18 protein-coding genes are annotated in these 23,433 nt (G+C 52.3%); 8 read left to right on the forward strand and 10 right to left on the reverse strand.

Going from position 1 to position 23,433, the window contains the following annotated elements; all coding sequences use genetic code 11:
- Position 1 precedes the first annotated feature (1 nt).
- The 4 genes from OGY01_RS13310 to OGY01_RS13325 form a co-directional block, all read right to left on the reverse strand.
- The gene (locus tag OGY01_RS13310) at positions 2-622 is read right to left on the reverse strand and encodes a DUF2291 family protein (protein ID WP_045440931.1); all 621 of its coding nucleotides are present in this window, start codon (positions 620-622) and stop codon (positions 2-4) included.
- A gap of 43 nt (positions 623-665) precedes the next feature.
- Positions 666-1,601, reverse strand: coding sequence for a D-ribose ABC transporter substrate-binding protein (locus tag OGY01_RS13315; RefSeq protein WP_286493216.1), 936 nt, complete (start codon positions 1,599-1,601; stop codon positions 666-668).
- Between the two features lie 128 nt (positions 1,602-1,729).
- Positions 1,730-3,250 carry an FGGY family carbohydrate kinase gene (locus OGY01_RS13320; RefSeq protein ID WP_200041963.1) on the reverse strand — a complete coding sequence of 507 codons (1,521 nt, stop codon included), beginning with the start codon at positions 3,248-3,250 and terminating at the stop codon, positions 1,730-1,732.
- 343 nt (positions 3,251-3,593) lie between these two features.
- Positions 3,594-4,544, reverse strand: coding sequence for a sugar-binding transcriptional regulator (locus tag OGY01_RS13325; protein WP_045440936.1), 951 nt, complete (start codon positions 4,542-4,544; stop codon positions 3,594-3,596).
- A gap of 361 nt (positions 4,545-4,905) precedes the next feature.
- Here OGY01_RS13325 and OGY01_RS13330 point away from each other — a divergent pair, with 361 nt between their 5' ends.
- Positions 4,906-5,736 (forward strand): transketolase, encoded by an 831-nt coding sequence (locus OGY01_RS13330; RefSeq protein ID WP_045440938.1) that lies wholly within the window; start codon positions 4,906-4,908, stop codon positions 5,734-5,736.
- A complete protein-coding gene (locus OGY01_RS13335; protein ID WP_045440940.1) occupies positions 5,729-6,664 on the forward strand; it encodes a transketolase family protein in 936 nt (311 codons plus the stop codon). The genes OGY01_RS13330 and OGY01_RS13335 overlap by 8 nt, the downstream gene beginning before the upstream one ends.
- A gap of 3 nt (positions 6,665-6,667) precedes the next feature.
- On the opposite strand, the gene entD is transcribed toward OGY01_RS13335, so the two are convergent.
- Both entD and OGY01_RS13345 read right to left on the reverse strand, forming a co-directional pair.
- Positions 6,668-7,291 (reverse strand): enterobactin synthase subunit EntD, encoded by a 624-nt coding sequence (entD, locus tag OGY01_RS13340; protein ID WP_286493392.1) that lies wholly within the window; start codon positions 7,289-7,291, stop codon positions 6,668-6,670.
- Positions 7,292-7,341: 50 nt separating this feature from the next.
- Entirely contained in the window at positions 7,342-9,615 is a 2,274-nt protein-coding gene (locus OGY01_RS13345) for a TonB-dependent siderophore receptor (protein WP_045440945.1), read from the reverse strand.
- Between the two features lie 251 nt (positions 9,616-9,866).
- On the opposite strand from OGY01_RS13345, the gene fes reads away from it, so the two are divergent.
- From fes to wzz(fepE), 4 genes are all read left to right on the forward strand, one after another.
- A complete protein-coding gene (gene fes, locus OGY01_RS13350; protein WP_286493217.1) occupies positions 9,867-11,084 on the forward strand; it encodes an enterochelin esterase in 1,218 nt (405 codons plus the stop codon).
- 30 nt (positions 11,085-11,114) lie between these two features.
- Positions 11,115-11,333: an MbtH family protein gene (locus OGY01_RS13355; RefSeq protein WP_045440946.1), complete on the forward strand. Its 219-nt coding sequence runs from the start codon at positions 11,115-11,117 to the stop codon at positions 11,331-11,333.
- Positions 11,330-15,211, forward strand: coding sequence for an enterobactin non-ribosomal peptide synthetase EntF (gene entF, locus OGY01_RS13360; protein WP_286493218.1), 3,882 nt, complete (start codon positions 11,330-11,332; stop codon positions 15,209-15,211). The genes OGY01_RS13355 and entF overlap by 4 nt, the downstream gene beginning before the upstream one ends.
- A gap of 344 nt (positions 15,212-15,555) precedes the next feature.
- Complete coding sequence (wzz(fepE), locus tag OGY01_RS13365) at positions 15,556-16,689, forward strand: LPS O-antigen length regulator Wzz(fepE) (RefSeq protein WP_045440950.1); 1,134 nt, start codon at positions 15,556-15,558, stop codon at positions 16,687-16,689.
- 45 nt (positions 16,690-16,734) lie between these two features.
- Here wzz(fepE) and fepC read toward each other — a convergent pair whose 3' ends face one another.
- From fepC to fepD, 3 genes are read right to left on the reverse strand one after another with little or no spacing between them, the layout of a single operon-like run.
- Positions 16,735-17,532: an iron-enterobactin ABC transporter ATP-binding protein gene (gene fepC / locus OGY01_RS13370; RefSeq protein WP_045440968.1), complete on the reverse strand. Its 798-nt coding sequence runs from the start codon at positions 17,530-17,532 to the stop codon at positions 16,735-16,737.
- Positions 17,529-18,521 carry an iron-enterobactin ABC transporter permease gene (gene fepG / locus OGY01_RS13375; RefSeq protein ID WP_045440970.1) on the reverse strand — a complete coding sequence of 331 codons (993 nt, stop codon included), beginning with the start codon at positions 18,519-18,521 and terminating at the stop codon, positions 17,529-17,531. The genes fepC and fepG overlap by 4 nt, the downstream gene beginning before the upstream one ends.
- A complete protein-coding gene (gene fepD / locus OGY01_RS13380) occupies positions 18,518-19,525 on the reverse strand; it encodes a Fe(3+)-siderophore ABC transporter permease (protein ID WP_045440972.1) in 1,008 nt (335 codons plus the stop codon). Before fepD ends, fepG begins: the two co-directional genes overlap by 4 nt.
- Before the next feature lie 154 nt (positions 19,526-19,679).
- Between fepD and entS the strand changes: the two genes are divergently transcribed.
- Positions 19,680-20,924, forward strand: coding sequence for an enterobactin transporter EntS (entS, locus tag OGY01_RS13385; RefSeq protein ID WP_045440974.1), 1,245 nt, complete (start codon positions 19,680-19,682; stop codon positions 20,922-20,924).
- Between the two features lie 74 nt (positions 20,925-20,998).
- Here entS and fepB read toward each other — a convergent pair whose 3' ends face one another.
- Entirely contained in the window at positions 20,999-21,958 is a 960-nt protein-coding gene (fepB, locus tag OGY01_RS13390) for a Fe2+-enterobactin ABC transporter substrate-binding protein (protein WP_286493219.1), read from the reverse strand.
- A gap of 188 nt (positions 21,959-22,146) precedes the next feature.
- Between fepB and entC the strand changes: the two genes are divergently transcribed.
- Positions 22,147-23,322, forward strand: a complete 1,176-nt coding sequence (gene entC / locus OGY01_RS13395) for an isochorismate synthase EntC (RefSeq protein WP_045440978.1) — start codon at positions 22,147-22,149, stop codon at positions 23,320-23,322.
- Positions 23,323-23,433 lie beyond the last annotated feature (111 nt).

The following is a 23,433-nucleotide window of genomic DNA, read 5'->3' on the forward strand; positions in this document are numbered from 1 at the left end:
TTTACTGTCCCCTCATCTTTTCTATTTTTGCCGGTGTAATATCCGGGAGCGTTTGCGGAATATCCCATGAAGAAAAAACACCATAGACTTGTGTTAATTCACCAGTTTTAAGTTGCGACGCTTGAATCATCTTTATCGCTTGTTCGTTAATGGCCCGACCATATTCGCCAAATAATACCTGGTCGTTGAAGTCGCCATAGCTGGCACCTTTATAGGCATCGCGTAATTGCGTACCACGCAGGGTTGGGCCTATCTGTACGATAATATTGCTGCCGCTTTTATCCGTGATAGTCATTTTTCCACTGCGGGAAGTGGTATCAAGATGACTAATTGGCCCCTCTACTTTCACGTAAAAGATACAGGGGTTTTCTTCCTGGGAACGGTAGCCAAGATTTTTACAGGCGCTATCAATGTCTGGCTCGGTTTGCAACGCGGCCATTAATTCAGCTACCGGACGAGCCTGTCCAACAATTTGTGGGACAATTTTGCTTTGCCACGTTTGGTCTATATTCGCCATATTTGGGTTTGGTGGAGATTTGAGATCCGCCAGCTCTTGCTGAGAGACGATGCGACATCCTCCGACGGTCAATACGGCCAGCGCCAGCCAGGCTTTTTTAGTCATAATATTCTCCTTTGCGCCTCGCGAGAGGCGCAATAACCCGAGATCAGGATTTGATATTGAAATCCTGTACTTTATCTGCGTTATCTTTAGTGATGAGAATGCCGCGGAACATGACGCGTTGTTTAGTTGGTTTTACGCCATTTTGCAGGTAGTTATCCAGGTCCGTGACGCCCTGTGCAGCGATCGCCTGAGCCTGAAGCATCACCGTGGCTTGTAGTGTTCCTGCTTTTACCGCATCGCGTTCGTCGTTGCTGCCATCAATGCCAACGACAATAACGTCGTTACGGTTGGCAGCTTTGAGCGCGGCGATGGCGCCAAGCGCTACAGGACCGTTACCGCAGATGACACCTTTAACGTCCGGATGTGCCTGCAGAATGCTGTCCATAATACGTTTACCGTCGATAAGCGTACCTTTTGCATCCTGTTTGGCGACGCTGGTCATGTCCGGGAACTGATCAATAACCTGGTGGAAGGACTTAGAGCGAGTAACGCAGTTATTATCAGCCAGGTTACAGGTCAATTCGGCATATTTGCCTTTTTCGCCCATCTTCTCAACAAATACGTTGGCCACTTCAGAACCAGCCTGGAAGTTATTATGGGTGATTTGTACAAGCGCAACATCATCAACCGGAATTTCCCTGTTGATTAATATGACAGGAATACCTGCTTTTTTTGCTTTTTCAATTGCCGCAACACTGGCGGTTGAGTCTGCATTATCCAGCACAATACCCTGGACTTTTTTGCCGATGGCGGTATCGATTAATTCATTCTGTTTTTTAACATCTTCACTGTGCGAAAGAATCGTGGTTTTGTAACCTAACTCTTGCGCTTTTTCACTGGCACCTTTTGCCTCAGAGGCGTAATAAGGGTTATCCAGTGAGTTAACCATAATCATGATTGTCCCTTTATCTGCGGCATGGGCAGTAAAAGACAAAGCAGTCAGGGTTGCAGCGGTTAGCAGCGTTAAACGTAATTTCATGACAATGTTCTCTCTGTGTTGTTATTGTCGGGTACGGTGAAACAACGTAAAGCCTTAATTCTTTTATGGGCCGGAGTTCTCCTTTTATCGTTGGTAAAAAATCGTCACGTATTTTCCCTGGTAAGGCGTCAGACGGACGAGGCCGGTTTCCATAATGTTCTGTCTACCGCATGACGCCATTCTTGCCACCTTTTTTGCAGACGGTGATGACGGGCCATGTCGGGCTGAAATTTGCTGTGTACGGTTAAAAAGGCTTTTAAATCAGTGAGCGATCCAGGGTGAAGTGCTTTACGCGCCAGTAATGCTGCGCCAATGGCCGAAAGTTCCGGTACATCGCTGCGCATCACAGGGCAACCCAATAGATCTGCCTGATATTGCATTAACCAGTCATTCCTGGTTGGTCCGCCATCAACCATCAATGCTGACAGGCTAAAATCATTATGCTGTTGCATAGTGACCACGACGTCGGCGATTTGGTAAGTAATCGACTCGAGCGCGGCGCGAATTAAATGCGCCCGCTTTACACCCCGACTGAGTCCGCAGATAACGCCGCGGGCGCTGTCATTCCACCAGGGCGCGCCTAGCCCGGTGAGGGCAGGGACAAAGTACACGCCGAGCGTTGATTCAACAGACTCTGGAAGGGTATTCAACTCGTGAGTTAGTTCGGCGTCAGGCAGTTCGCTGAGTCCGGTGCTTTCCGCCATCCACGCAACTGCATCGCCGGTGTGTGGAATATTTCCTTCAAGGCCGTAAATGATGCTGTCGCCATCGTGCCAGGCGATAGTGGTAGCCAGCGCACCAATATCACTCTGCGCGGATTTCACCGGAGCCATTACAGAAGAACCTGTGCCGTACGTGGCCTTAACGCATCCCATCTCACCGAGAGCATGGCCGAACAAAGCGGCGTGTGAGTCACCGACCATCGACATCACCGGAATGCCGTCCGGGATCCCATTCAGTCCACGGGTGTGACCAAATAACCCGCTCGATGGTTTGATTTCCGGCAATGCGGCGCGAGGAATATGGAACAATGACAGCATTGTGTCATCCCACTCTCCGGTGTGCAGATTGAGTAACTGTGTGCGTGCAGCATTGGAATAGTCGCAGGAGAAAGCTTCACCGCCGGTTAAGTTCCACAGCAGCCAGCTATCGATTGTTCCAAGACAAATTAGTCCCTGTTTCGCGAGCAGTGGGCCATCAGTCACCGATTCCAGCAGCCAGCGCATTTTAGATGCTGAGAACAATGGGGCTATTGGCAGGCCTGTCGTTGTTTTAATCAACTGCTCTTTATTATCCTGGCGCAGTGCCTCGCAGTAAGCTGCACTGCGGGTACATTGCCAGGTGATGGCTGAATTCAGTGGTTTACCTGTATGACGATACCAGCCAATCGCGGTTTCTCGCTGATTACTGATCGCCAGTGCCGCCACGTTTTCTGCCCCAACGTGATTCACCGCTTTGGCAATGACGTCAATAGAAGCGTCAATCAACATTTCGCCGGATTGTTCAACCCAACCTTCTCGCGGAGTATGAATGGCCAGTGGTTGGGAAAACTTTGCGACGACATTGCCCTGATCATCAAGCGCTATTGCTTTCGCATTGGTCGTGCCTTCATCCAGCGCAATAATGAACTCTTTCTTCGCTGCACACATAGATTATCTCCTGAGTCACATTGCGTCCCGGCGTTGTAGGGAAATTCTCCCTCATTGTCGCGTCATTACTTCATCAGGTTCAGTTGTGACATATCGAATCTTTAACTTGTGAATATATATTCGGTATTGATTATTTATTTAATACCTTAGCCACAATCTGGCTGTTGAGCTACAGAAAAAATCATCAATTGTGCTGGTAATCACACTTAGCCTGACCAGGGAATACCCACTCGCAGCAAAAATTATGAGAAGGTGAATCCTTTCAGTTTATTGAAATTAAAGAGTTTTATGATGGCCTTTGTGTCAGGTGCTCACAACACACAGGCCTGGTTGGAAGTTAAGATTAGCCTGTTATCAACATGCGGGCGGTAGGATAGTCGGTGATCAGAACGTCGATATAGCCGCCATTCAGCGCACCCTTAATCGCGGCAACCTTATCCGTTCCTCCTGCCAGTGCCACCACATTCGGACATTTTTTCACTTTGTCGAGGGCCATACCGATAACCGGATCTTCATCATCCGTTAATACCGGTTGACCATTTTTGTCATAGTAGTGCAGACAAATATCGCCAACGGCACCGCGATCGGCCAGGACTTGCAGCATATCTTCGTGATAGTAGTTACCTGAGGTTTTCAGTAACTGAGAAGGTTCCAGAATACCGACACCAACAATAGCGATATCGACATTATCGAAGCGAGAAATGACGTCAGCGACGTCTTTACTGGCGATGAGGCGATTTTTCTCTTCGACCGAGCCTTCGATGCTTTGTGATGGAAGTAACCAGGCTTCACAGTTCAAATGTTGAGCAAGTGTCTGTGTCAGAATGGTAGCCTGTACGTTACCGTTAGGTCCTACACCACCCAGTAGTTGAATAACGCCGCCTGCTTTAAGATTTTGGGTGTGGACTTCATCAACCATGGCGCGAATTGTTGAACTCCATGAAGACACCCCTACCAGATCTTTGGGCCGCAAGCGTGTTTCCAGGTAGTGTGCAGCGGCAGAGCCGATGGCCCGCTTGATGGTGTAATCACTGGCATCCTCTTCCGTATCCACCACAATTGCCTGCTTCAGCCCGTAGCGTTCTTCGATGCCTTTCTCAAGATTCAGGAAGATATTTGAGGGCTGGACGACGCTGATTTTTACCACACCTTCTTTTTGGCAGCGAGTGATGGCTCGGGATATAAACGACTGAGAAAGCGAGAGAAGCTGAGCAATATCGGATTGTTTGCGTCCCTCAAGATAGTAAAGGGTTGCGATTTTAACCAATAGCCGTTGTTCATCCTGCTTAGCCATATATTTCCCCGAAAATCATTTACGTACCGCCATTATCTTAGAGTGTTTTATCATACGCGAAAAATGAAGACAGTTAAGTGTGATAAAGCTCTAACTTTAACCAATACTCAAAAACAGCTATGGACAAAAATGGAAAATTGGTCGCATAATTGAATAAAGAGTCATCTGTGAATATATATTCATGATGATTTCAGGTCAACTGAATATTACCCGGCATCAGTTTGCATGCGGTAAGGAGGCAGAATGTTCCTGAGTATGACGCAGCGCGCAAGCCTTGTGATGCAACGCCTGGGGATTTCTGGTTTTTTTAGTTCCTGATGGAATAAATATTCCATATTGAAAATAAATTCAGAGGTATTAAATGAATCCCTACAACTATGATGTCCAGACACTTGAGCGCAAAGCGCGAGCTGTACGCCGCCACATCGTTAGACTGAATGCTAACAGCCCTGCAGGGGGACATACTGGCGCAGACCTCTCTCAGGTCGAACTGCTGACAGCGCTCTATTTCCGAATTCTTAATGTTGCCCCGGATCGTATCAATGATGAAGAGCGCGACGTTTATATCCAGTCTAAAGGGCATGCGGTAGGGTGTTACTACTGTGTCCTGGCGGAGGCGGGTTATTTCCCCATCGATTGGCTGGAAACGTATCAACATGCCAATTCCCATCTCCCCGGACACCCCGTTCGCCAGAAAACACCGGGCATTGAACTGAATACAGGCGCGTTGGGCCATGGTTTACCTGTTGCGGTCGGATTGGCGTTAGCAGCGAAGAAGAGCAACAGCACCCGCCGTATCTTTTTAATTACCGGTGACGGTGAACTAGCTGAGGGAAGTAACTGGGAGGCGGCACTGGCTGCGGCTCATTATGGTCTGGATAATCTAATCATTATCAACGACAAAAATAATCTCCAGTTGGCTGGGCCGACCCGAGAAATTATGAATACCGATCCTCTGGCAGATAAATGGTTGGCTTTTGGCATGAATGTTATGGAATGTCAGGGGAATGACATGACGTCTGTTGTCGCTGCGCTGGATGGCCTGAAGCAGGAGGGGAAACCTAATGTCATTATTGCCAATACCACGAAAGGCGCAGGTATCTCCTTTATTCAGGGGCGTCCCGAATGGCACCACCGCGTACCGAAAGGTGAAGAGATTGAACTGGCACTGGAGGAACTGAAAGATGAGTAATGCAGAGCACCTCGCAAACGTTATGGTCCAGGCATTTATTGACGCAGTAGAACGTGGTGTCGATCTGGTGCCGGTAGTCGCCGACTCTACATCAACCGCAAAAATCGCCCCCTTCATTAAGCAGTTTCCAGGGCGTTTGGTGAATGTGGGTATTGCCGAACAAAGCATGGTTGGAACGGCGGCTGGTTTGGCCCTCGGCGGTAAGGTGGCTGTCACTTGTAATGCCGCGCCATTCCTGATCTCACGTGCCAATGAGCAAATTAAGGTCGACGTTTGTTACAACAATACTAATGTGAAGTTATTTGGTCTTAACGCAGGTGCCAGCTATGGTCCGCTGGCGAGTACTCACCACTCGATTGATGATATTGCCATTATGCGCGGCTTCGGCAACATTCAGATTTTTGCCCCATCTTCGCCGCGTGAATGTCGTCAGGTTATCGACTACGCCATCGGTTATCAGGGGCCGGTTTATATCCGTCTTGACGGGAAAGCACTTCCGGAGCTCCATGACGAGAGTTATCGTTTTGTTCCAGGGGCGGTGGTGACGCTGCGTGAAGGAGGCAATGTAGCGCTGGTGGCGACAGGTTCGACAGTGCATGAAATCGTTGATGCTGCCGCGCTGTTGGCTGATTCCGGTATTCAGGCGACGGTGGTCAGTGTACCTTCAATTCGACCGTGTGATACGAAAGCGCTTTTATCTGCATTACAGGGCTGTAAAGCGGTGATTACCGTGGAAGAGCATAACGTTAATGGTGGTCTGGGAAGTCTGGTGGCAGAAGTGTTGGCAGAAGCAGGGGAGGGAGCGGTTCTGAGGCGGTTAGGGATCCCTGATGGTGAGTATGCTGCAGCAGCCGATCGTGGCTGGCTGCGTCAGTACCACGGATTTGACGCGCAGGCGATTGCCACTCTGGCACGTGAAATACTTTGAATACTAATCTGTCGCCAGGGAGATAACGTGGCTGTCTGAAAACAGCCACTGCACACGGTATGTCCGGGCGGGTGTCAGCAGGAGCAACTGCTGTTTCTGAACGCTGACAATTTGATATTGCAAAAACCCGGCGTTTACCTGTTGTAAAGCTGGGGTCGCTTTGAAGGCGCTCTCTTTGGCGGAAAAAGCCAGTGTGAGCGCCTGTTCAAAGGGCAGTCCACTCTCTACCATCCATGCTTTTTCTTCATCAGTCACTATGCTGCTTGCCAGCTCCGCTGCGGTTTGTGGCGTAAAAATGCGTTCCATATCCACGCCAACCGGATATGAAGATACGACGGCAAGCGCCGTGTGTTCGCAATGACTGATACTGCCAAACAAACTTTCTGGCCACAGGGGCTGGCGACGGTCGCCGATGCCGGGGATGTTTTTGATGCCATATTCACGCAGGGCATGGACTGCGGCAATACGCCCCGCCAGGTGTTCTGATTTTCGCTTCCGTCCGGCAGAGATTAGCTGTGCGTGATGGGGGAGCCAGAGTAAATCGTGCTCGTGAAAGCTGTCGGGCTCAAATTCGACAAGATGCAGCGTGTGGTCTGCAAAGGGAAGTGGTGCGTGTGTTGTGCGCATTGTCTTTGACAAATTCCCTCTCCTCACCAGGAGGAGAGGGAAAAATATTATCAGAAGCGCGTGTTAACGCTCATGTACCACGTACGACCCGGTTCGTTATAGGTGTACGCACCTGCGCCAGCCATATAAGAAACGTCGGTCGTGCTGCCAGTGGTTTGGGCATTACCTGCACGCCACAAACGTTTGTCGAAGACGTTATCCACGCCGCCGGTCAGGCTGACATTTTTCATCACATCCCAGGTCGCGCTCAGGCCGACAATGCTGTACGGACTCACCTCATTTGCGGAGCTGCCGGTAACCGGTTTACCCTGGTAATCGTATTTTTTCGGCTGCTGTTTGCCATACCAGGTGAAGGTAGACTGCAATGACAAATCTTCGCGAGCCTGCCAGCTTAAGGTAGAGTTCAGCGTATATTCTGGAATAATCGACAGGCGCTCGCCGGTCTCTTTATTCTTGCTTTGCAGCATGTAAGTGATGTTGTTCGTCCAGTTAACGGTTTCGCTCACTGGTACGTTCAACGTCCCTTCCAGACCTTCGACCACAGCTTTAGGCACGTTCTCCCACTGATAGATATCGGTGTAAGTTGTCTTGCCTTTATTGGTGATGGACGTTCTGTCAAATGGCGTGGTACCGGCTTCGATCTTGTTACGGTAATCGTTGCGGAACCAGGTTACGCCGGCCAGCCAGCCATCGCGCTTGAACTCCAGGCCAATCTCTTTGTTGATACTGGTTTCTGCTTTTAGATCATCGTTGCCCATCATATAGCAACCAATGCCGCTGGCGGCTCCGGTGGCATAGCAACCCTGACCTTTACTGTACAGAATATAGTTCGGGTTGAGCTGGTACAGGCTTGGTGCTTTGTAGGCGCGAGCGATCCCCATTTTCAGGGTAAAGTCATCACCCAGACCTTGTGACAGGTTCAGAGAAGGACTCCAGTTATCGCCCACAATGCTGTGATGGTCGAAACGCAGGCCCGGTGTCAGCATGGTGCTGTCGGTCAGCTCCATATTGTTTTCAGCAAACAGGGAGAAAATTTCCGCTTTGGAATACGGGCTACGATCGGTGCTGTTGAAGCCAGGGATGTTGCCGCCCATAAAGGTTTGCGAGTTGGACAGCATGTCTTTCATACGCTGTTGGTTCCATTCGGTACCGAGCGTCAGATTTTGGTTAACCAGCAGATCCAGCGGAATACTGATTTCACTGTGCAGCATGACATCGTTCAGATCGGCATCAACATATTTTTGCGATGCGTTCGGGTCAAAGATCCCTTCTGTACCCCCGGCTAAACCTTCCGGCGTACGGGAGTTACGCGTATGTTCATACTGCACCCAGTTGCTGGTGGTAACGCCGTTATCCCAGCCGCCGTTCCAGGTCAGGGAGTAGTTTTGACGGTACAGACGATTGGTCTCTTTACCGTAGTTATCTTTCACCAGTTGGTTGGTGTTGGTGTTTTGGGTGTCGCCAGCGTACAGGTTGCCCTGGCGGCTATAACCGGCTTCAAGTTCCAGTGACTGGAGTGGAGCGAAATCCCAGCGTACAACGCCGTTGATGTCTTTGTTGATCACACCTTCGCGACCGGCAGGTAACGTGTTGGCATAGGTGCCGGTACGCTCTGACTGATGTCCCTGGTTGATATCCCATGCGTCGGCCTGGGTTTTATCGAGATTACCGTACAGGCGGAAGCTGAAATCCCCACCCATCGGGCCATTAAGGCTAAAGGTGGTACGTTTGGTCGAGCCTTCGTCTTTGTGTTCCGGGGCGTTGAAATAGGTATCCCAGGAACCGTGCCATTCGTTGCTGCCTTTTTTGGTGATGATATTCACCACGCCGCCCGCCGCACCGTTGCCGTAGCGTGCAGCAGCAGGGCCACGCAGTACTTCAATGCGCTCAATCATTTCCGGGGGTACCCAGGAGGTATCACCACGGGTATCGCGCTCGCCGCGCCAGCCCTGACGTACGGAGTTACGGCTGGTGACCGGCTTACCGTCGATCAGGATCAGGGTGTTTTCTGGTCCCATACCGCGAATATCGATCTGACGGTTGTTACCTCGCTGACCGCTGGTTGAGTTACCGGTCAGGTTAACACCAGGCATGGTACGGATGATTTCCGAGACATCGCGAGCGGGAGGATTCTTACGGATTTCATCAGCAGTGATGGTTGAAACGCCTGGCGCCTGCAGGTTCTGTTGGGCGGCAGTGACGACGATGGTGTCTTCATGAGAGACGGCGGCGCTGTCGGTGTTATCTTCTGCCATTGCTGGCAGTGCTACCCCGTAAATACCTAAATTGACCAATAAGGCCAGTGAATGAATCTTGTTGTTCATTGTATGTCCTGCTTTCTTTTAGCCACGAGTACCAATGTGCCGTTTTGAAGCACCAGGCCTGATGTCGCCCGCATCTGCGAAAACTATCCATTCCAGAAAAGTTCGCAGCGCCAGGTCGGTTTATAAGTGGTGAAATAATGCGCGCGCTTCCCACAGCGCGGTAATACGCTATTGCAAATGCAAATAGTTATCAATAATATTATCAATATATTTCACGCCTAAATAAAAAATTGCACAATAAACATGGGGTTATGACGGTGACGACGTTAATGATGGGAAGCGAAGCGTGGTGGCAGTCAAAACAAGGCCCTGAGTGGGTGCGCGAGGATAGCGGTGATTACCGTGTGACCTTTTGGTGGCGTGATCCGCAGGGAACGGAGAAAACGTCGGCAATTCGTCATGTGTGGGTTTACATTACCGGTGTGACCGATCACCATCAAAATGCCATTCCCCAGTCGATGCAACGCATTGATGGTACAAATGTTTGGTGCTGGAGCACCACTATGAGCGCTCACTGGCGCGGTAGCTACTGCTTTATCCCCTCTGAACGAAACGATATTTTTGCCGCGTTATCTGTTGGTGATACGCCAGACAGAGCGACTCTTCGGGAAGGTTGGCGCCAACTGTTGCCGCAGGCGATTGCCGATCCCCTCAATCCCCAAAGCTGGCAAGGCGGGCGTGGTCATGCGGTTTCGGCGCTGGAAATGCCTGATGCGCCCGTCCAGCCAGGCTGGGATTATCCTGAAACCCCTGACACACCCGCGATATGCCTGCAATGGCGTAGCGCACGGCTGGGTAATACGCGACGCGTGTGGGTATTTACCACTGGCGAGGCCAGCCCTGAGGATCGCCCGCTCGCTATTCTGCTGGATGGCCAGTTTTGGGCGCAAAGTATGCCCGTCTGGCCAGCACTGACTTCACTTACTCACCGCAATCAGCTTCCAGCTGCCGTTTATCTCCTGATCGATGCCATCGACACGTCTCATCGCAGCCATGAGTTGCCGTGTAATGCGGATTTTTGGTTGGCAGTACAGCAGGAGTTGCTGCCACTGGTGAAGGCGACTACCGCGTTCAGCGATGACCCGCAGCGCACCGTGGTGGCCGGGCAAAGTTTTGGCGGATTGTCATCGATGTACGCTGGATTGACCTGGCCCGAACGTTTTGGCTGCGTGCTCAGCCAGTCCGGCTCCTACTGGTGGCCTCATCGTGATAGTCATCAGGATGGGGTGATTATTGAACAACTAAAGGCGGGAGTGTTAAGCGCTCGGGGCCTGCGTATTGTTCTGGAAGCCGGTACTCGCGAACCGATTATTTTTCGCGCGAATCAGAGGCTTTACGCCCAGTTCCCTCCCGATTCACGGTCTTTTTTCTGGCGTCAGGTTGATGGTGGACACGATGCGCTTTGCTGGCGCGGCGGATTGATGCAGGGGCTGATGACGCTCTGGCAACCGCTTATCGACACGATTTAACCGGACGATGTTCCACGACAGGAGTTGAGTATGGAATTCAGTAATCCCTTCGATAACCCGCAGGGGCAGTTTTACATTCTGCAAAACCCACAACGTCAGTTTAGCCTTTGGCCGCAGCAGTGCTCACTTCCTGTTGGCTGGCAGGTTATATGCGAACCGCAATCTCAGGAAGTATGTCAACAATGGCTGGAGGCGCACTGGACCACGCTGACGCCTGCAAATTATGCCGATCGACAGGAGGCAGAATGACTCAGCGTTTACCGTTAGTTGCGGCTCAGCCGGGTATCTGGATGGCAGAAAAACTCTCCACATTACCCTCGGCATGGAGCGTAGCGCACTACGCAGAATTAACCGGGGAACTGAATGCGCCGTTGCTGGCGAAGGCCGTAGTTGCGGGACAGCAGCATGCCGATACTCTACGCATGCGCTTTACTGAAGATAACGGTGATGTTTGGCAATGGGTTGATCCTGCTCTGACTTTTGCCGAACCTGAGATTATCGATCTGCGCGGAAAATCCGCTCCGCATGAGGCTGCATGCGCGTTAATGCAGGCCGATCTGCAGCAGGACTTACGCGTCGATAGTGGGAAATCGCTGGTCTTTCATCAGCTCATTCAGGTGGAAGATAACCGCTGGTATTGGTATCAGCGTTACCATCACTTGCTGGTCGATGGCTTCAGTTTCCCGGCAATTACCCGCCATATAGTCGCAATCTACAGCGCATGGCAGCGTGGCGAAAAGACGCCTGACTCGCCTTTTACGCCATTTGTCGAAGTGGTGGAAGAGTATCAACAATATCGCGACAGTGACGCGTATCTACGCGATGGCGCTTTCTGGAACGAGCAGAGACGGCAGTTACCGCCGCCGGCATCGCTGTCAAGTAAACCGCTGCCGGGACGGGCGACCACTGCGGATATTATTCGCATGAAATTGTCAGCACATGACGGCTCATTCCGTCAGCTTGCCGCTCGTATGCCCGACGTTCAGCGCGCGGATTTAGCACTGGCTCTGGTTGCATTATGGCTGGGACGTTTATGCAGCCGGATGGATTATGCCGCCGGGTTTATCTTCATGCGACGCATGGGGTCAGCAGCGTTAACGGCAACCGGTCCGGTACTGAATGTTCTGCCATTCGGCGTCAGTCTTGATGCGGCGGAAAGCCTGCCTGAACTGGCGAAACGCCTTGCCGGGCAGCTAAAGAAAATGCGCCGACATCAGCGCTACGATGCGGAGCAAATTGTGCGTGACAGCGGGCGAGCCGCCGGTGAGGAGCCGTTGTTTGGTCCTGTACTGAACGTGAAAATTTTCGACTATCAGTTAGACATTCCCGGTGTACAGGCGCAAACCCATACGCTGGCGACGGGGCCGGTTAACGATCTCGAACTGGCGCTATTTCCGGATGAAAATGGTGGCCTGAGCATTGAAATCCTGGCAAATAAACAGCGTTACGATGAAGCCACGCTGACACAGCATGCCTCGCGTTTAGCAGGTCTTATCGACCAGTTTGCTGAAAATCCGGCGCTGTGCTGCGGCGAGGCAGAGATGCTGCTGCCGACAGAACACGCACAGCTGGCGAAGATTAACGATACTGAAGTTGAGATCCCGTCCACTACGCTAAGTGCGCTGATTGCGACACAAAGCGATAAAACACCGGATGCCCCGGCGCTGGCCGATGCCCGCTATCAGTTCAGCTATCGCGAAATGCGCCAGCAGGTGGTTGCGCTGGCAAAACTTCTGCGCGAACACGGCGTGCGGCCGGGAGACAGCGTGGCGGTGGCCTTACCACGTTCCGTTTTCCTTACGCTGGCGCTGCACGGTATTGTCGAAGCAGGAGCCGCCTGGCTACCGCTTGATACCGGATACCCGGACGATCGTCTGCGGATGATGCTGGAAGACGCTAAACCCACGCTGTTAATTACTACCGATGAACAGCTGGCGCGCTTTAGCGATATTCCTGGGCTGGAAAGCCTGTGCTACAACGCGCCTCTGCCAGCACGCGATTGCACGCCATTGGCGTTATCACAACCAGACCATACGGCCTATATCATTTTCACCTCCGGATCGACGGGCAGACCAAAAGGCGTGATGGTAGGGCAGACCGCTATCGTTAACCGCCTGCTATGGATGCAAAATCACTATCCGCTGACGGCAGACGATGTGGTGGCGCAAAAAACGCCATGCAGTTTTGATGTTTCGGTATGGGAGTTTTTCTGGCCATTTATTGCCGGTGCAAAACTGGTGATGGCTGAGCCTGAGGCTCACCGTGACCCGATAGCGATGCAACATTTCTTTGCGCAATATGGCATAACGACAACGCACTTTGTGCCGTCAATGCTGGCGGCTTTTGTCGCTTCGCTGACGCCGGAAACGGCGCGGGAGAGCTGCGCCACGCTGAAACAGGTATTCTGCAGCGGTGAAGCCCTGCCGGCAGAGTTATGCCGCGAGTGGGAACAACTGACGCATGCTCCGCTGCACAATTTGTACGGTCCAACTGAAGCAGCAGTCGATGTGAGCTGGTATCCGGCCTGGGGTGAAGAACTCGCCGCAGTGACTGGCAACAGCGTGCCGATTGGCTATCCGGTCTGGAACACCGGCTTGCGGATCCTCGACGCCATGATGCGCCCGGTGCCTGTCGGCGTAGCGGGGGATCTGTATCTGACGGGGATCCAACTGGCGCAAGGGTATCTGGGGCGACCAGATCTGACGGCGAGCCGTTTTATCGCCGATCCGTTTGCGCCGGGTGAACGTATGTATCGTACCGGTGACGTGGCGCGCTGGCTTGAGTCTGGAGCGGTTGAGTATCTTGGGCGTAGTGATGACCAGCTAAAAATTCGCGGGCAGCGCATTGAGCTGGGCGAGATTGACCGGGTGATGCAGATGCTACCCGATGTTGAACATGCTGTTGCCCATGCCTGCGTGTTCAACCAGGCAGCGGCGACAGGTGGCGATGCGCGACAATTGGTGGGATATCTGGTGTCTCAATCGGGTTTACCATTAGATATTCCTGCCTTGCAGGAGCGTCTGCGCGAGAAACTGCCTGCGCATATGGTGCCGACGGTCCTGTTACAACTGGCTGAATTGCCGCTTAGCGCTAACGGTAAGCTGGATCGTAAAGCGCTGCCAATGCCGCAGTTAGCGGCTCGTACGCCAGGACGCGCGCCGCAGCCTGGCACGGAATCAATGATTGCCCAAGCCTTCTCAGCGTTGCTGGCCTGTGAGGTCAATGATGTTGACGCTGACTTCTTTGCGCTTGGTGGCCATTCGTTGCTGGCAATGAAGCTGGCAGCGCAACTGAGCCAGCTCTTTGCGCGTCAGGTTACGCCGGGGCAGATTATGGTTGCCTCCACAGTCGGACAACTGAGCGCATTGCTGGACGGCGCTGATGACGAACAGTCGCAGCGCCTGGGGTTTGAAGCGTTGCTACCGTTGCGCGAGAGTCATGGTCCGACGCTGTTTTGCTTCCATCCGGCATCGGGCTTTGCCTGGCAATTTAGCGTGCTGTCGCGTTATCTCACGTCGCAGTGGTCAATTATTGGCATCCAGTCGCCGCGACCGAATGGGCCAATGCAGACGGCGGAAAACCTCGACGAGGTCTGTGAACATCATCTGGCAACGCTACTGCGCCAACAGCCTCATGGTCCCTACTATTTGTTGGGCTACTCGTTGGGTGGCACGCTGGCGCAGGGTATTGCGGCGCGTTTGCGAGCCCGGGGGGAAACCGTCGCGTTCCTTGGTCTGCTGGATACCTGGCCACCGGAGACGCAAAACTGGCAGGAAAAAGAGGCTAATGGATTGGATCCTGCCGTGCTGGCGGAAATCGATCGTGAGCGTGAGGCCTTTCTTGCTGCACAACAAGGGAATGCTTCGGAGGCATTATTCAGCGCTATCGAAGGTAATTACGCCGATGCGGTTCGTTTGTTAACTACGGCACACAGCGCAAAATTTGATGGCAGAGCAACGTTATTTGTCGCCGAGAAAACGCGCCAGGCCGATCCGCAAACAGCCTGGGCTCCGTGGGTTGGGGAGTTAGCGGTATATAGCCAGGATTGTGCGCATGTCGATATTATTTCCCCGACAGCATTTGAAAGGATAGGTCCCGTTATAAATGCGTTGATCAATAAGCGGTAAACAAATCAGCATTGCGATAGATACCCGTCATACTTCAAGTTGTTTGGGTGTTGGTTACCCCAGTCACTTATCAGGTAAGTGACTGGGGTTCGATAAGTTGCTGGCTTCAAGCAACTCGAATAATTTTGGGGGGAGATATTTGAATAAACTCATAATGTAAAAAATATGTTATTAATTTGTGTGTTTTTTTGTTTGTCTCAAACGTAAATGGAAAGGATATTAATTTCTAATACAACATTTGGTAGGCATTTACGTGTAAAGATTGTTTCAGATAATTCTGAGTAGCTGTTAGACTCCGGCTAAGGAAGTATTTTTCTTTTGGCAAAGATTTCAGGTTATACAGAATGTCATCACTCAATATAAAGCAAGATAGAGATTCGGAATTCACTGCTTATCCTCAAACCACAGTAAATGGAAATGAAATTGATTTAGTGGGCCTGATCGAGATTTTATGGCGAGCCAGGACGAAAATCATCGCTACCGTTTTCGCATTTGCCTGCATAGGCCTTCTGGTGTCTTTTCTGCTTCCTCAAAAATGGACCAGCGAGGCGGTTGTAACGCCAGCAGAACCTGTTCAGTGGCAGGAACTTGAGAATACGTTAACCAAATTACGTGTGCTCGACATGGACATTAGCGTCAGCCGTGGGGATGTGTTTAACCTGTTTATCAAAAAATTCCAGTCTCCATTACTTTTGGAAGAATATCTGCGCTCTTCACCCTATGTATTAGAACAATTGAAGGGTGCCGATTTCGACGAAATGGATCTTCATCGGGCGATCGTAAGGCTCAGTGAAAAAATGACAGCGGTTGACAGCAATTTGAGTAAAAAAAATGAAACCGCGCTCTATACCGCATGGACGTTGAGTTTTACTGCACCATTAGCAGAAGAAGCACAGGCGGTACTGACCGGCTATATCCAGTACATTTCCGATCTTACTGAGAAAGAAACGCTTGAGGATATTCGCAACAAACTGGCCATTAAAACCAGCTTTGAGAAAGAAAGACTCGAAATGGATCGGGTAAGGCTCAAGAATCAACTGGAAGCGAATATTCAGCGACTAAACTACTCGCTGGAGATTGCTAATGCTGCGGGAATTAAAAAACCCGTTTACAGCAATGGCCAGGCGGTGAAGGATGACCCTGATTTCTCTATTTCATTGGGTGCTGATGGCATTACGCGTAAATTAGAAATAGAAAAATCGGTAACAGATGTTGCGGAAATTAACGGTGAATTACGTAATCGCCAATATCACGTTGAACAGCTGTTATCGACGAATGTGAATGACGTCAATTTTACGCCGTTTAAATATCAACGTTCACCTTCACTACCGGTGAAAAAAGATGGACCGGCTAAATCGATGATCATTATTCTGGCAGCTTTGCTTGGTGGAATGATAGCGTGCGGTGGGGTGTTGCTGAGCCATGCCATGATGCATCGTAAACACAATGCAGAATTCCTGGGGCAGTCGTTGGTGTGAGTGATTTTGTATGGCGGCAGAAATGTCGCCATACACTACATCCCGTTATTTCTTGCGCCCAAGCGGCACTACTAACGGTGTTCCTGCAACGGGATCATCAATAATCATACAACGCAATCCATAGATTTTTTCGATGAGTTCCGCCGTGACAATCTCTTTTGGCGCACCCTCGGCAATGATTTTTCCATCACGAAGTGCAATCAGGTGCGTGGCATAGCGACAGGCCTGATTAAGGTCGTGCAGAACAGCGGCCAGCGTATATCCTTTCTCACGATTTAGCTCGCTCAGCAGTTCCAGCAGATCGATCTGATGGCTGATATCCAGCCAGGTGGTTGGCTCATCAAGCAACATAATGGATGTTTCCTGTGCCAGCACCATCGCTATCCATGCGCGCTGACGCTGTCCACCGGAAAGGGTATCCACGCTTTGTGCCGCCAGGTGGGTGATGCCCGTGGCTTGCATAGCATTTGCCACTGCGTTTTCATCTTCTTGGCGCCAACGGGTAAATAACGGCTGATGCGGGTAGCGACCGCGGGCAACCAGCTCCTGTACGGTAATATCGCCAGGCGTGGTGGCGTTTTGTGCTAACAGACCAATTCTGCGCGCGACCTCTTTACTGGCGTAGTGCTGAATATGCTCCCCGTCCAGCCAGACCTTGCCGTGTTCAGGCGTCATCAGGCGGCTTAACGTGCGTAACAGCGTCGACTTACCGCAGCCGTTAGGGCCAATTATTGCGGTAAAGTGGCCGTCGGGAATTGATACATTAAGGTTTTCTGCCACGGTAAATTTGCCATAACCCAGCGTTAACTGGTCGCCACGCAAACGGGCTACTGATTCGGTCATTTTTTGCGGGACTCCTGAATTAACAAGACGATAAGATAAATACCGCCGAGGCTTACGGTGACAACGCCAACCGGAAGCTGATAAGGCATAAATAGCTGTTGGGCGCATAAATCGGCCATCAGCAGTAGCAACGCTCCGCACAGTGCTGACTGGGTTAATCCCCAACGTGCCGTGCCGCTAAGCCGGCGGGCAATATGCGGTGCGACAAGTGCAATAAAAGAAATTGGGCCAGCCAGCGCAGTGGCTGCAGCGGTCAGAACAACCGCAACCAGCATCATCATCAGACGCGAGCGTTCTACGCTGACTCCCAGCGCGCAGGCGCTGTCATCGCCCATTTCTAACAAGCGCAGACGGCGCACCAGCAGTGCGGCACATACCAACATCACGATAATCAGCGGTGCAGAAGGCCAGGTTTTAGCCCAGGTCAGACCGTTGAGCGATCCGGCGTTCCACAATCCAGCCGTCAACGCGGTTTCTAAAGACGCCTTCAGCAGCAGCCAGGTATTAAACGCCACCAGCATGGCACGAATGCCGATACCGATAATGATAAGTCGGAAAGTGTCGATACCATTACGCCATGCCAGCGCCCAGACCACCAGTGAGGTCAGGATCCCGCCGAGCATCGCCGCCAGCGCGATAGCGGTAAGATGCTGACCAAATAACACCATTGCTACCAGAACACCGCTCCAGGCTCCGGTATTGAAGCCCATTACGTCCGGACTGCCCAGTGGGTTACGCATCAGCGACTGGAATATCGCGCCGCTAACGCCCAGGGCCGCACCAATCAACAGCGCCATCAATACGCGCGGTAAACGCCATTCGGTCACAACCAGTGTAATGCTGCGCGGCGCATCGCCCAGCAGAGCGGCAATAATCTGTTGGGTTTCCAGCGTTACGACGCCGCTACGTAGGCTCCACAATCCGACGGCGAGGCAGCCCACAATGAGCAGCAGACAACTGATAAGCAATCTGCGGGGAAAATGCATCATGCACCACCTCCGCGTTGTTTACGCCGGACCAGGAAGATCAGTACCGGTGCGCCGATAAACGCGCTGACTACGGAGACGCGCAATTCGCCGGGGACAATCAGACGACCGATGATATCGGCAATCAGCAGCAAAGAGGGGGTTGCCAGTAGGGTCACTGGTAGCGACCAGCGATGATCGGCTCCCACCAGCCAGCGTGCCATATGTGGCATCATCAGGCCGATAAAGGCGATAGGACCGACAATAGCGGTTGCGCTACCGCACAGCACGGTAATCACCAACAGACCAATAAGTTGGGTGCGGGCGACTTTGCTACCCAGCGCGGTAGCGGTGTCGCTTCCCAGGCTCAGGCTGTTCAGGGAACGGCTCAGAAACAACGCGACAGCACCGGCAATAAGCACCGGAGCCAGCACCACTTTCAACGTTTGCAGGCTACGAATATCCAGCGATCCCGCCTGCCAGAAACGCAGCTGATCATAGACGTCCGGGTTGAGCAGGGCGATACCGCTGGATAATCCCTCCAGCACTGCCCCCAGCGCGACACCTGCCAGCGTCAGACGCACCGGGCTTAACTGTCCTCCACCCTGACTGCCGGTAAATGCCACAATCAGCGACGCGGCCAGCGCTCCGGAAAAGGCCATCAGCAACTGCTCTTGCGGGGAGGAAAAACCGAACAGCGATGCACCCAGCACAATGGCAAAGCTGGCCCCGGAATTGACACCGAGAATGCCTGGATCGGCAAGTGGGTTACGTGTGAGCGTCTGCATTAATGCGCCAGCCAATCCCAGCGCACCGCCTGCAAGGAGTCCTGCCAGCGTGCGCGGAAGTCGCGCATCCAGCACGATGGTGCAATCAGCACTTTGACAGGTGCCGGTCAGCGCATCCAGAACCACAGACGCGGGTATCGACCTGGCGCCAATAACCAGACTTAATGCGGTGGAGAGAACAAGTAATAACAATAGTCCGGGCACGGCAAAGGCGCGTGTCACGGAAACAGAGCATGACATATCAACTTCCCTGATAATGATAGTAATTATCGTTATCGATCTTATTTGGGTATGTTAGCATGTGCAGCCACAGAATGGATATTTAAAAAAACAGGTATGCACCTCATTCTTCAGGCTGCGACCTCAATGAGAGCATGTATCTTAAGGCTTTGTAATGAATAGAAAACCCTGGCTGCTGAATCTCAGCCTGTTAAAGACTCATCCTGCATTTCGCGCAGTCTTCCTTGCCCGTTTTATTTCCATCGTCTCTCTGGGGCTACTCGGTGTCGCGGTTCCGGTACAGATCCAGATGATGACCCAGTCTACCTGGCAGGTCGGTCTGTCGGTGACGTTAACCGGTAGCGCAATGTTTATTGGTCTGATGGTTGGTGGTGTACTGGCCGATCGTTATGAGCGCAAAAAGGTGATCCTGCTGGCACGCGGAACCTGTGGTATCGGGTTTATTGGTCTGTGCCTGAATGCGCTACTCCCGGAGCCTTCACTGCTGGCTATTTATATTCTGGGCTTATGGGACGGTTTTTTTGCCTCGCTGGGTGTGACGGCGCTGCTGGCGGCGACTCCAGCGCTGGTTGGGCGTGAAAATCTGATGCAGGCCGGGGCGATTACCATGCTGACGGTACGTCTGGGATCGGTTATTTCACCGATGATTGGCGGGGTATTACTCGCCACCGGCGGCGTTGAGTGGAACTATGGTTTGGCAGCCGCGGGAACCTTTATTACCTTGCTACCGCTGCTCAGTCTTCCTGCATTGCCACCGCCACCGCAACCACGTGAACACCCGCTCAAATCGCTGCTGGCGGCGTTTCGCTTTCTGCTCGCCAGCCCGCTGATCGGCGGCATTGCGTTGCTTGGCGGCCTTCTGACGATGGCCAGTGCGGTGCGTGTCCTATACCCCGCTCTGGCCATCGGCTGGCAGATGTCTGCCGCACAGATTGGTCTGCTGTATGCCGCCATTCCGCTGGGTGCCGCAGTGGGGGCATTGACCAGTGGGCAACTGGCGCACAGCGTTCGCCCTGGTTTAATTATGCTGGCCTCTACTGTGGCCTCTTTCTTCGCCATCGGATTGTTTGCGTTGATGCCGGTCTGGGCGCTGGGCGTTATCTGCCTCGCGCTGTTCGGCTGGCTGAGCGCGGTCAGTTCTCTGTTGCAGTACACGATGTTACAGACGCAGACGCCGGAAGCGATGCTCGGGAGAATTAACGGTTTGTGGACCGCGCAAAATGTGACCGGAGATGCCATTGGTGCGGCGCTGTTAGGCGGCCTGGGCGCGATGATGACGCCGGTAGCATCGGCGAGCGTCAGTGGATTTGGTCTGGTAATTGTTGGCCTGTTATTGCTGCTGTTACTGGGGGAACTACGTCGATTCCGTCAGGCACCGCCAGAACCCGATATCGCCTGAGGGTTTATCTGACCTGTGCCCTAAGCCGGGTAAGGCAAAGCCTTCACCCGGCAATGATGTCAATCTGCTTCGACTTAACTAAACAGTCCAGCGAGACGTTGTAGTAACAGTGTGGCGCTGTAGTAATCCAGACGGAACGTTTCGGTTCCCAGCGCGTAAACGCGTTTATTTTGCACTGCAGGCAGGTGTGCAAGCAGGGGATTCGCGTAAATGGCGTCAGCGTCTTTGCTGTCTCCCGCAAACAGAAACAGCGCTTCACCGTTCAGACCTGTCGCCAGGTTTTCACCACCAAGCTGGATGATATCGTGACGTTTACCCTGGCTCTGGCTGGTGTGCAGTCCGGCAGGCAGTGGTGCCAGCGTGAATCCCAATTGTTCCATCAGCTTGCCCTGCGCAGACTCTGGTGTCCACAGATTGGCGCTATGCGCGGCAGCGGTATACACCAGTGCGCTAACAGGCTGCGGCGGCAGGGTAATACGCTGTTTGACCGCCAGCAGTTGTTTATCAAACTCGGCAATACGCGCCGCTGCCTGTTCCTCATGACCGGTGATTTCACCTAACTGCGTCAGCAGTGACTGCCAGCTTTTGTCGTCGTAGTTAATGATAAGCGTTGGGGCAATGGTGGAAAGTTGATCGTAGAGCGCGAGGGCGGAATCTCCTCCGGTGGCGCTGATCAGAATCAGGTCGGGCATTTGTGCCGCGACGGCTTCGGCGCTCGGTTCACCAATATACAGGCGGCTCAGCTTGCGGGCTTTTGCCACGTCACTCCACTGGCGTAAAAATCCCTGAGCGTCACCAATGCGATTGTTTGGCGTGGTAGCGCCGCTGGCGATGATGGGCGCATCAATGGCCAGCAGAGAGCCAGTCAGAGTGACGCTGGTGGAAACAATACGTTGAGGCTTTTGTTCCAGCGTGTGCGTCCCCCGGCTGTCGGTAACCTGACGCGGCCAGTCAGCGGCATGACTTAAAGAAATTCCTGAAATAGACAGTCCAACCAGTAAGAGCGCAGTGCGGTAAAAAGCGGGGAGTCTCACAAATAAGCTTCCTGTTATCAATGTAGTTAATGCTTCTCATTTTCATTGTTACGGGACAGGTATGCAAGCCTAAGTCGCACATTGTGCTACCGCAAGAGTTGACATGCTGTCGCTTTGCTTTTAGGTTAGCGACCGAAAATATAAATGATAATCATTATTAAAACCTTTATCATTTTTTGGAGGATGATATGGATACGTCACTGGCCGAGGAAAAAACGCAGACTATGGCAACTCTCGCTCCCGACAATTTTTTCTTTATGTCGCCGTATCGTAGCTTTACGACGTCAGGATGCTTTGCCCGCTATGCGGAACCGGCAATTGATGGCGATTCGCCAGACAGCCCTTTCCAACAGAAAATGCACGCACTGTTTGCCGATGCTAAATCGCACGGTATCGCAAACCCCATCATGGTTGGAGCTATTCCTTTTGACACCCGCCAGCCGTCATCACTGTTTATTCCTGAGTCATGGCAGACTTTCTCCCGCACGGAGAAGCAAAAATCATCACGTTACTTTACCGCGCATCAGTCACTGAGCGTCATTGAGCGTAAATCGATCCCGGAACAGGACTTTTTTGAACAGATGGTTTCCCGGGCGGCAGCGCTGACGGCAACTCCGGAAGTTGACAAAGTGGTGCTGTCACGCCTGATCGATATCGAGACGGATGCTGTCATTGACAGCGGTGCGCTGCTGGAACGTCTGGTGGCGCAAAATCCGGCGAGCTACAACTTCCATGTGCCATTAGAAGATGGTGGCGTCCTGCTCGGTGCCAGCCCTGAATTGCTGTTACGTAAAGAAGGCGAACATTTTAGCTCACTGCCGCTGGCGGGTTCTGCTCGTCGTCAGCCGGATGATGTACTGGATCGGGAAGCGGGTATCCGCCTGCTGGCCTCCGAGAAAGACCGACATGAACATGAACTGGTGACGCAGGCGATGAAAACGGTTCTGCGCGAACGCAGTAGTGAACTGCAACTCCCGTCATCTCCTCAACTGGTGACGACACCAACGCTTTGGCACCTCGGTACACCGTTTGAAGGTAAAGCCAACGCCCAGGAGAATGCGCTGACGCTGGCATGCCTGCTGCACCCAACACCTGCGCTGAGCGGCTTCCCGCATCAGGTCGCCACGAAATTGATCGCTGAACTGGAGCCATTTGACCGTGAACTGTTTGGCGGCATCGTCGGTTGGTGTGATGCCGAAGGTAATGGCGAATGGGTGGTCACGATCCGTTGCGCGAAACTGCTGCGCAATCAGGTGCGTTTCTTCGCTGGTGCCGGAATTGTCCCTGCCTCATCTCCTGTTGCGGAGTGGCGCGAAACTGGCGCCAAGCTTTCGACTATGTTGAATGTTTTTGGACTGCATTAAGAGCCTGGTCCATCAGGTTATTTTATTTGCCAGTTTGGACACGGACAGCGCGGAGCAACCGGATCGTACTTGTAGTACGTGAAGATTGTGAGCACTGCCCAGGGGCAAACT

It is taken from the genome of Citrobacter sp. Cm038 (assembly GCF_030333105.1).
In the GTDB taxonomy this organism is placed as follows: domain Bacteria; phylum Pseudomonadota; class Gammaproteobacteria; order Enterobacterales; family Enterobacteriaceae; genus Citrobacter; species Citrobacter murliniae.

Bases quoted from the DNA above. Each gene is read 5' to 3' on its own strand.
- fepC (WP_045440968.1), bottom strand. From the start codon at position 17,532: ATGACCGAATCAGTAGCCCGTTTGCGTGGCGACCAGTTAACGCTGGGT.
- OGY01_RS13335 (WP_045440940.1), top strand. From the start codon at position 5,729: ATGAGTAATGCAGAGCACCTCGCAAACGTTATGGTCCAGGCATTTATT.
- OGY01_RS13310 (WP_045440931.1), bottom strand. From the start codon at position 622: ATGACTAAAAAAGCCTGGCTGGCGCTGGCCGTATTGACCGTCGGAGGA.
- OGY01_RS13325 (WP_045440936.1), bottom strand. From the start codon at position 4,544: ATGGCTAAGCAGGATGAACAACGGCTATTGGTTAAAATCGCAACCCTT.
- entC (WP_045440978.1), top strand. From the start codon at position 22,147: ATGGATACGTCACTGGCCGAGGAAAAAACGCAGACTATGGCAACTCTC.
- OGY01_RS13315 (WP_286493216.1), bottom strand. From the start codon at position 1,601: ATGAAATTACGTTTAACGCTGCTAACCGCTGCAACCCTGACTGCTTTG.
- OGY01_RS13320 (WP_200041963.1), bottom strand. From the start codon at position 3,250: ATGTGTGCAGCGAAGAAAGAGTTCATTATTGCGCTGGATGAAGGCACG.
- OGY01_RS13355 (WP_045440946.1), top strand. From the start codon at position 11,115: ATGGAATTCAGTAATCCCTTCGATAACCCGCAGGGGCAGTTTTACATT.
- fes (WP_286493217.1), top strand. From the start codon at position 9,867: ATGACGGTGACGACGTTAATGATGGGAAGCGAAGCGTGGTGGCAGTCA.
- entF (WP_286493218.1), top strand. From the start codon at position 11,330: ATGACTCAGCGTTTACCGTTAGTTGCGGCTCAGCCGGGTATCTGGATG.
- entS (WP_045440974.1), top strand. From the start codon at position 19,680: ATGAATAGAAAACCCTGGCTGCTGAATCTCAGCCTGTTAAAGACTCAT.
- fepG (WP_045440970.1), bottom strand. From the start codon at position 18,521: ATGATGCATTTTCCCCGCAGATTGCTTATCAGTTGTCTGCTGCTCATT.
- OGY01_RS13330 (WP_045440938.1), top strand. From the start codon at position 4,906: ATGAATCCCTACAACTATGATGTCCAGACACTTGAGCGCAAAGCGCGA.
- entD (WP_286493392.1), bottom strand. From the start codon at position 7,291: ATGCGCACAACACACGCACCACTTCCCTTTGCAGACCACACGCTGCAT.
- fepD (WP_045440972.1), bottom strand. From the start codon at position 19,525: ATGTCATGCTCTGTTTCCGTGACACGCGCCTTTGCCGTGCCCGGACTA.
- OGY01_RS13345 (WP_045440945.1), bottom strand. From the start codon at position 9,615: ATGAACAACAAGATTCATTCACTGGCCTTATTGGTCAATTTAGGTATT.